Source organism: Synechococcus sp. R6-7, from assembly GCF_047461695.1.
Classification (GTDB): domain Bacteria; phylum Cyanobacteriota; class Cyanobacteriia; order Thermostichales; family Thermostichaceae; genus Thermostichus.
In genome coordinates this window covers 1-6566 of sequence record NZ_JANSHS010000213.1, presented here as the reverse complement: position 1 = coordinate 6566, position 6566 = coordinate 1, and the positions used below count along the sequence as shown (strand labels likewise).

The 6566-nt window shown below is 60.1% G+C and carries 5 protein-coding genes and 1 pseudogene; 4 read left to right on the top strand and 2 right to left on the bottom strand.

What is annotated here, in order from left to right; all coding sequences use genetic code 11:
* The 3 genes and pseudogenes from NW815_RS07080 to recN form a co-directional block, all read left to right on the top strand.
* A pseudogene (locus tag NW815_RS07080) lies at window positions 1-181 on the top strand (glutamate--cysteine ligase); the annotation flags it as partial.
* Between the two features lie 234 nt (window positions 182-415).
* A complete protein-coding gene (locus tag NW815_RS07075; RefSeq protein WP_414389326.1) occupies window positions 416-1450 on the top strand; it encodes a M14 family metallopeptidase in 1035 nt (344 codons plus the stop codon).
* A gap of 195 nt (window positions 1451-1645) precedes the next feature.
* A complete protein-coding gene (gene recN / locus NW815_RS07070) occupies window positions 1646-3352 on the top strand; it encodes a DNA repair protein RecN (protein WP_414389328.1) in 1707 nt (568 codons plus the stop codon).
* 46 nt (window positions 3353-3398) lie between these two features.
* Here the strand turns inward: recN and NW815_RS07065 are convergent, their stop codons facing one another.
* Together NW815_RS07065 and NW815_RS07060 are read right to left on the bottom strand one after the other, a co-directional pair.
* Window positions 3399-4106, bottom strand: a complete 708-nt coding sequence (locus NW815_RS07065) for an ABC transporter ATP-binding protein (RefSeq protein WP_414389331.1) — start codon at window positions 4104-4106, stop codon at window positions 3399-3401.
* Window positions 4103-4921: an ABC transporter ATP-binding protein gene (locus NW815_RS07060; RefSeq protein WP_414382094.1), complete on the bottom strand. Its 819-nt coding sequence runs from the start codon at window positions 4919-4921 to the stop codon at window positions 4103-4105. Before NW815_RS07060 ends, NW815_RS07065 begins: the two co-directional genes overlap by 4 nt.
* A 319-nt stretch (window positions 4922-5240) precedes the next feature.
* Between NW815_RS07060 and NW815_RS07055 the strand changes: the two genes are divergently transcribed.
* Window positions 5241-6494 (top strand): ABC transporter substrate-binding protein, encoded by a 1254-nt coding sequence (locus NW815_RS07055; RefSeq protein WP_414342885.1) that lies wholly within the window; start codon window positions 5241-5243, stop codon window positions 6492-6494.
* Window positions 6495-6566: the final 72 nt, after the last annotated feature.

The following is a 6566-nucleotide window of genomic DNA, read 5'->3' as shown; positions in this document are numbered from 1 at the left end:
CCCCTCCGATATTCAGGAGTATCTGGGCATTCTCCGCGCCCGCGTCGAGTCGGGGCAGAATGGGGCCACCTGGCAGCGCCGCTATGTCGCCCGGCATGGTAAAGATATGCAACAATTGACCTGTGCCTACTGGGAACGGCAGCGGCAAGGCCAACCGGTACACACCTGGGATCTCAGCTAGGGCTCTCTCCACAGCCGGTTGTACCAGCGGTGGGCCACCGCGGCGGCAGGACGGATCCCTGGCCCGCATCTCGAGTGGGCAAACTCTCTCTCAGATGGCCTTGTTGCGACCCGAGCTACCGCAGCGAAACGGTTCATTCGCGACCAAGGACTTCGTTGGACTTCTGCTCCCTCCTACCCCAGGGAGAGAGGCCAGAAGCCAGAAGTTTGAGTCGAGCCTCTTAGCCCAAACAGTATGCTCACCGTTCTCGATCATCTACCGGATCAACTGCTGGATCTAGAGGCCCATCAGCTTTACGACCGATTGGGTGGGCCGACCCTCATCCATCTGCCGGGGCGACGGGATCCGGCCCTGTTTGTCTCCGTGCTGCTGCACGGCAACGAAACCACCGGTTGGCAGGCGGTGCGACAGCTTCTCCGCCGCTACAGTCCTCTGCACCGCTGCCGCGAGCGGGAATTGCCCCGCTCCCTTTCCCTCTTCATCGGCAATGTTCAGGCAGCCCGTCAAGGACAACGGCGGCTGGACGGCCAACCGGACTACAACCGCATTTGGGGCTCCGGCTCCACCCCCGAACATGCCATGGCCCAGGCCGTCCTGCAGCAAATGCAGCAGCGGGGCGTTTTTGCCAGCGTCGATATCCACAACAACACGGGCACCAACCCCCACTACGCCTGTGTCAATCACCTGGATGCCCCTACCCTGCACCTGGCCACCTTGTTTGGGCGCACCGTTCTCTATTTCACCAGGCCAGAAGGGGTACAGAGCATGGCCTTCGGGCGCTTCTGCCCGGCGGTGACCCTGGAATGCGGCAAGCCGGATCAGCCCCACGGCACCCAGCATGCCTACGAATTTCTGGAAGCCTGCCTTCACCTGTCGGCGATCCCGCAGCGCCCTGTCTTCCGCCAAGATATCGACCTCTTCCACAGCGTCGCCATTGTCAAAATCCCGGATCAGGTGAGCTTCAGCTTTGGGGAAGAGGATGGCAACCAAGAGGGATCCCCCTCCCACATCCGCTTCCCGCCGGATTTGGATCTCCTCAATTTTCGGGAGCTTCCCCCCCACACCCCCATTGGCTGGACGAACAACGGCTTCCACCTGGAGGTGCAAGACGAGCAGGGCCAAAATGTGGCGGATCGCTTTTTCTATGCCTGCAATGGAGAAATTCGCACCAGCGTGCCCATCATGCCGGGCATGCTCACCCTCAACAGCCGCATCATCCGCCAAGACTGCCTCTGCTACCTGATGGAGCGCTACCCCCTGGTGGGCTGAGCCGAGCTGCCAATTTCCCCGAGGGGATCCCCAAACCAGAACAGGTGGTGCTCCCCACCCCTGCAATAACAGACTCCCCGCTGGCCGCTGTACCCGTCCGCCGAGGGATGGTGAGTACGCTAACGTGGGACAGAGCGACCCCTGCAAGCCCTATCCTGAAAACTGCCAACGGCACGCTGAGCCCACGGGATCCCTATGTTGCGCCTGCTGCGGATCGAGAACTTTGCCCTGATCGAGCAATTGGAGATCCCCTTTCGAGCGGGGCTAAACGTGCTCACCGGAGAAACCGGGGCCGGCAAATCCATCATCCTCGATGCGCTGGATGCAGCTCTAGGAGGTACAGCTCGGGCTCTGCGAACTGGCAGCGAACGAGGTCTGGTGGAAGCGATCTTCAGTCCTAATCCTGAACTGCAAGCCTGGCTAGAACAAGAGCACATCGACCCCCTAGAGGAGGGCCTGGTTTGTAGTCGCGAGCTGGTGTTGCGCAACGGCAAGCTCACCAGTCGCCTGCGGGTGAATGGGGTGCTGGTGAACAAAGCCCAGATGCTCAGCCTGCGGGCCAAATTGGTGGAGATCACCGCCCAGGGGCAAACCGTTCAAATCCAATCTCCCCAAACCCAGCGCCGTTGGCTGGACGACTTTGGCGGCGAAGAGTTGTTGCGAACACGGGCAGAAGTGGCTGCCCTTTACCAAACCTGGAACCATCTGAAAACAGAGGTGGAATCCCGCCGGCAAAGCCAACAACTGCGCCTGCAACGGCTAGACCTGCTGGAGTTTCAAGCGCAAGAGCTGGCCGCCCTGCGCCTGGAGGATCCCGACGAAATGGCCAAGCTGGAGCGGGAACGGGAGCGCCTGGCCCACCGCGTGGAACTGCAACAGCAAAGCTACGCAGCTCACCAATTGCTCTATCAAAACGACAGCGGCTCACCGGCCATCGCCGATCTGTTGGGCCAGGTAGAACGGTTGCTCCAGGCCATGACCCAGCGGGATCCCGACCTAGCCCCTCTGGCGGAAATGGTCAGCAGCGCTCTCATTCAGGTGGAGGAGGTGGGGCGGGAGCTGGTTCGCTACGGCGAGACGCTGGAGGCGGATCCCGGTCGGTTGAACAAAATTGAACGGCGCCTGGCACAACTCAGACAAGCCTGCCGCAAATACGGCCCGACCTTGGCTGAGGTGATGGCCCATGCGGAGCGGGTGCAGACGGAGTTGGCCCAACTGCGAGGAGACAACACCGACCTAGAGGAATTGCAGGTGCGGCTGGACAAAGCTGCCCAAGACCTGGAGCGCCATTGCCAGGTGCTCTCTCAACTGCGGCAACAAGCGGCCTGTCAACTGGAAAAGGCCCTCATAGAAGAGCTCAGGCCGCTGGGGATGAGCGCAGTGCAATTCCAGGTGCAGATCCAACCCGGCCCCCCGACAGCAGAGGGGGTGGATCAGGTGAGCTTTTGGATCAGCCCCAACCCGGGTGAGCCTCTTCAGCCCTTGGCCAGCATCGCCTCCGGCGGCGAGATGAGCCGTTTTCTGCTGGCCTTGAAAGCCGTATTCAGCCGCATCGATCCGGTGGCCACCATGGTTTTCGACGAGATCGATACCGGCGTGTCGGGCAAAGTGGCGCAAGCCATCGCCACCAAGCTGCACAGCATCGCCCGAGATCACCAGATCCTCTGCGTCACCCACCAACCCCTGATCGCTGCCTTGGCGGATCACCACCTGCGGGTTCACAAGGTGGTGCACCAAAAACGAACTTCTGTGCGGGTGGAGCTTTTGGGAGAACGGGAACGCCGCGAAGAACTGGCCCAACTCACTGCCGGTCACTCTGCCCAAGAAGCGATGACGTTTGTGGAGGCTCTTCTCAACCAAGCAGCTCAACTGCGCAAGCAGCAACTGGCCAGCCCCGCTTGACCCTCCTCTCCTTATTGTTTTGAGTGAGGGGAGGGGGGTGAGGGCCTCACCCGCCCAAGAACAGCTCCAGCACCTCAGGATTGTTCAACAAGTTGGGGCCGGTATCCTCAAAGCGGTTTTCTCCCGTGGACAAGACATAGCCCCAGTCCGCCATCTTCAGGGCCTGCTTGGCATTTTGCTCCACCATGAGGATGCTGATGCCAAGACGGTTGATCTCTCGCAGGAGGGCGAAGGTCTGTTCTATATACAGCGGCGACAGGCCGGCGGTCGGCTCATCCAGCAACAGCAACTGCGGCTCCACCATCAACGCTCGCCCCATGGCCAGCATCTGCCGTTGTCCACCCGATAGGGATCCCGCCGCTTGGCGTCGTTTCTCTTTCAGGGGTGGAAACAGCTCATAAACCCGCTCCAGTTGGGCGGCAGGGTTGTCGCGTCGGATGAAGGCCCCCATCTCCAGGTTCTCTTGCACGGTGAGGGAAGGGAAGACATTGTTGGTCTGGGGCACAAAGCCGATTCCCCGTCGCACCAGTTGCTCAGCGGGCAGGTGGGTGATGTCGGATCCCTGAAACAGCACTCGGCCTGAGCGGATGGTGGCCAAGCCAAATAAGGATTTCAGCACTGTCGATTTGCCGGATCCATTGGGGCCGATGATCACCACAATTTGCCCGGGGTTCACCTTCAGGTGGATCCCTTTGAGGATGTCCACCCCCCGGTAGCCGCTGTAGAGATCTTGGATGTCCAGCAAAGGGGTCATGAGAGGGATCCCTCCGAAGGCAGAGGGGAGGGTTGGGGTGGGTTTAGGGAGTCGGCCAGTGCCACAGATCCCAAATAGGCCTCCCGCACGGCTGGGTTTTGTTTGATCTCCTCCATGGATCCCTGGGTGAGAACCTTGCCGGCAGCCATGACCACCACGTGGTCGCAGAGACGGGTCACCAGATCCAGATCGTGCTCGATGATGCAGAAGGTGCAGCCGCGCTCGCGGTTGAGATACTCGATAAAACGCATCAAATCCGCCAGCAGAGTGCGGTTGACGCCGGCCCCCGGTTCATCCAGCAGGATCACCCGCGCATCGGTCATCAAGGTACGTCCCAGTTCCAGGAGTTTTTTTTGCCCGCCGGAAAGGGTGATGGCCAGTTGATCCCGCAGATGGATCAGGTTCAGCCGTTCCAGAACCTCTTCCGCCCGAGCTTGCAGGTTGCGTTCTTGTCGTTGCACCCGCCGCCAACCGAACCAAGTGGCGAACAGGTTTTCCCCTATCTGGTTGGGGGGAACCACCATCAAGTTCTCCAAGACGGTCATGCGGCCAAACTCCCGCGGGATCTGAAAGGTGCGCACCAGCCCTCGACGGAACAGATGGTGAGGGGGCAGGCCGGTGATGTCTTCCCCATCTAGCCAGATGCGCCCGCTGCTGGGCCGAATAAACCCGGCGATGATGTTAAAGAGCGTGGTCTTCCCTGCCCCATTCGGGCCGATCAAGCCCGTAATCCGACCGGTTTCGATGCGGAAGGAACAGTGATCCACCGCGCTAATGCCGCCAAACCGCTTGGAGATGTCGTCGATAACAATCACGCCGCTGCCTTGGGAAAACCCCGCCGACCGATGAGTTCAGTATTTCTCAAAATATAATGAGCCCAATGGCCGAGTTTGCCCATTATCCTTCCTGGATTCCTACAGGGGCAACTGCCTTTGGAGGCCGCAGCCAGCCCTACAGCAGCCAAGGAACGGGCGAGATCCTGAGTCTGGCCCGCCTGTTTCCCGGAGCCATCTTTTCTTGAGGGAGTGGGGAACGCTTTGAGGTGAGCCAACGTCTGACTGCTACGGTTCAACACTTGCTTGACTTTTGGGATCTGAGTTCTACTTTCTCTTCCCTCACAGGAGGTTGTCGGCTATGTCTCGCATGAATAAACTCACCCGACGGGCCTTTGCAGCGGCGGCTGCCCTGACGGCGGCTGCTCTTGCCACCACTCTGCTGCCCAGCACGGCTCAGCAGGCAACTCAAGGGCCGGTCAAAATTGGGGCTTTAATGTCTCTCACCGGGGATCTGCAGGCCTTCGGGGAAAACTGCCTCAAAGGGATCAAGCTGGCGATTGACCAAATCAACGCCGCCGGTGGCATTTTGGGATCCCCTGCCCAAGTGGTCGAAGCGGATGACCAGACGTCGGCTCAGCCGGCTATCGACGCAGCTCAACGGTTGGTCACCGTGGAGAAGGTGGCCGGCATCATCGGCGCCTTGGGCAGTGGCATCACCATTCCGGTGGCCACGACGGTCACGGTTCCCAATCGGATCCCGCAAATTTCCCCCGCTTCCACCGCTCCTACCATTACCACTCTGGAGGACAACGATTTTCTGTTTCGCACAGTTCCTTCCGATGCCTATCAAGGGGTAGCCCTGGCCCAGATCACCCGTGAAGAGAAGCTGGAGCGCCTGGCCATCATCTACATCAATAACGACTATGGCCAGGGCCTGGCCGACAGCTTTAAGACGGCTTTTGAAAAGCGGGGCGGCACCATCACCAAGTCGGTTCCCTACGAGCCCGGCAAGGCTTCCTATCGCAGTGAGCTGACCCAACTGAAGGAAGGGGATCCCCAGGCATTGGTGCTGATTGGCTACCCCGAAAACGGTGTGGTCATTTTGCGGCAAGCTTTGGAAGAAGGGCTGTTTGACCGCTTTGTCTTCACCGATGGCATGCGCTCTCCCGATGTGGCAGCCCAGGTGGGAGCCGAAAAGCTAGAGGGATCCATCGGCGTTTCGCCTCAGGCCCTCACCGATAGCAAGGCTTACCAAATCTTTGCCGAAGCCTACAAAGCTGCCTACGGGGAGCTGCCCCCCACCCCCTACATCGACACCGCCTACGATGCCGCTTTTGTCCTGGCTCTGGCCATTCAGAAAGCCGGCAGCACCGACGGCACCGCTGTTCGAGATGCCTTGCGGGAAGTGGCCAATCCGCCTGGCACCGAGATCCTGCCCGGAGAGTGGGCCAAGGCGGTGGAGCTGATCGGCAAAGGGGAAGACATCTTCTACACCGGCGCCTCTGGATCCATCAACTTCGATGAGAATGGGGAGGTGGCCGGCACCTTTGCCCACTGGACTTTCCAAGGGGGGAAGGTGGTGGATCTGAAGGTGTTTGAGCCGGAGAGCTGATTTTCCCCTGCGGCTCCTGAGTGGGGGTCGGTTTCTCCTTCTGAGCATGCCTCTAACCCCCAAAACCCTGAA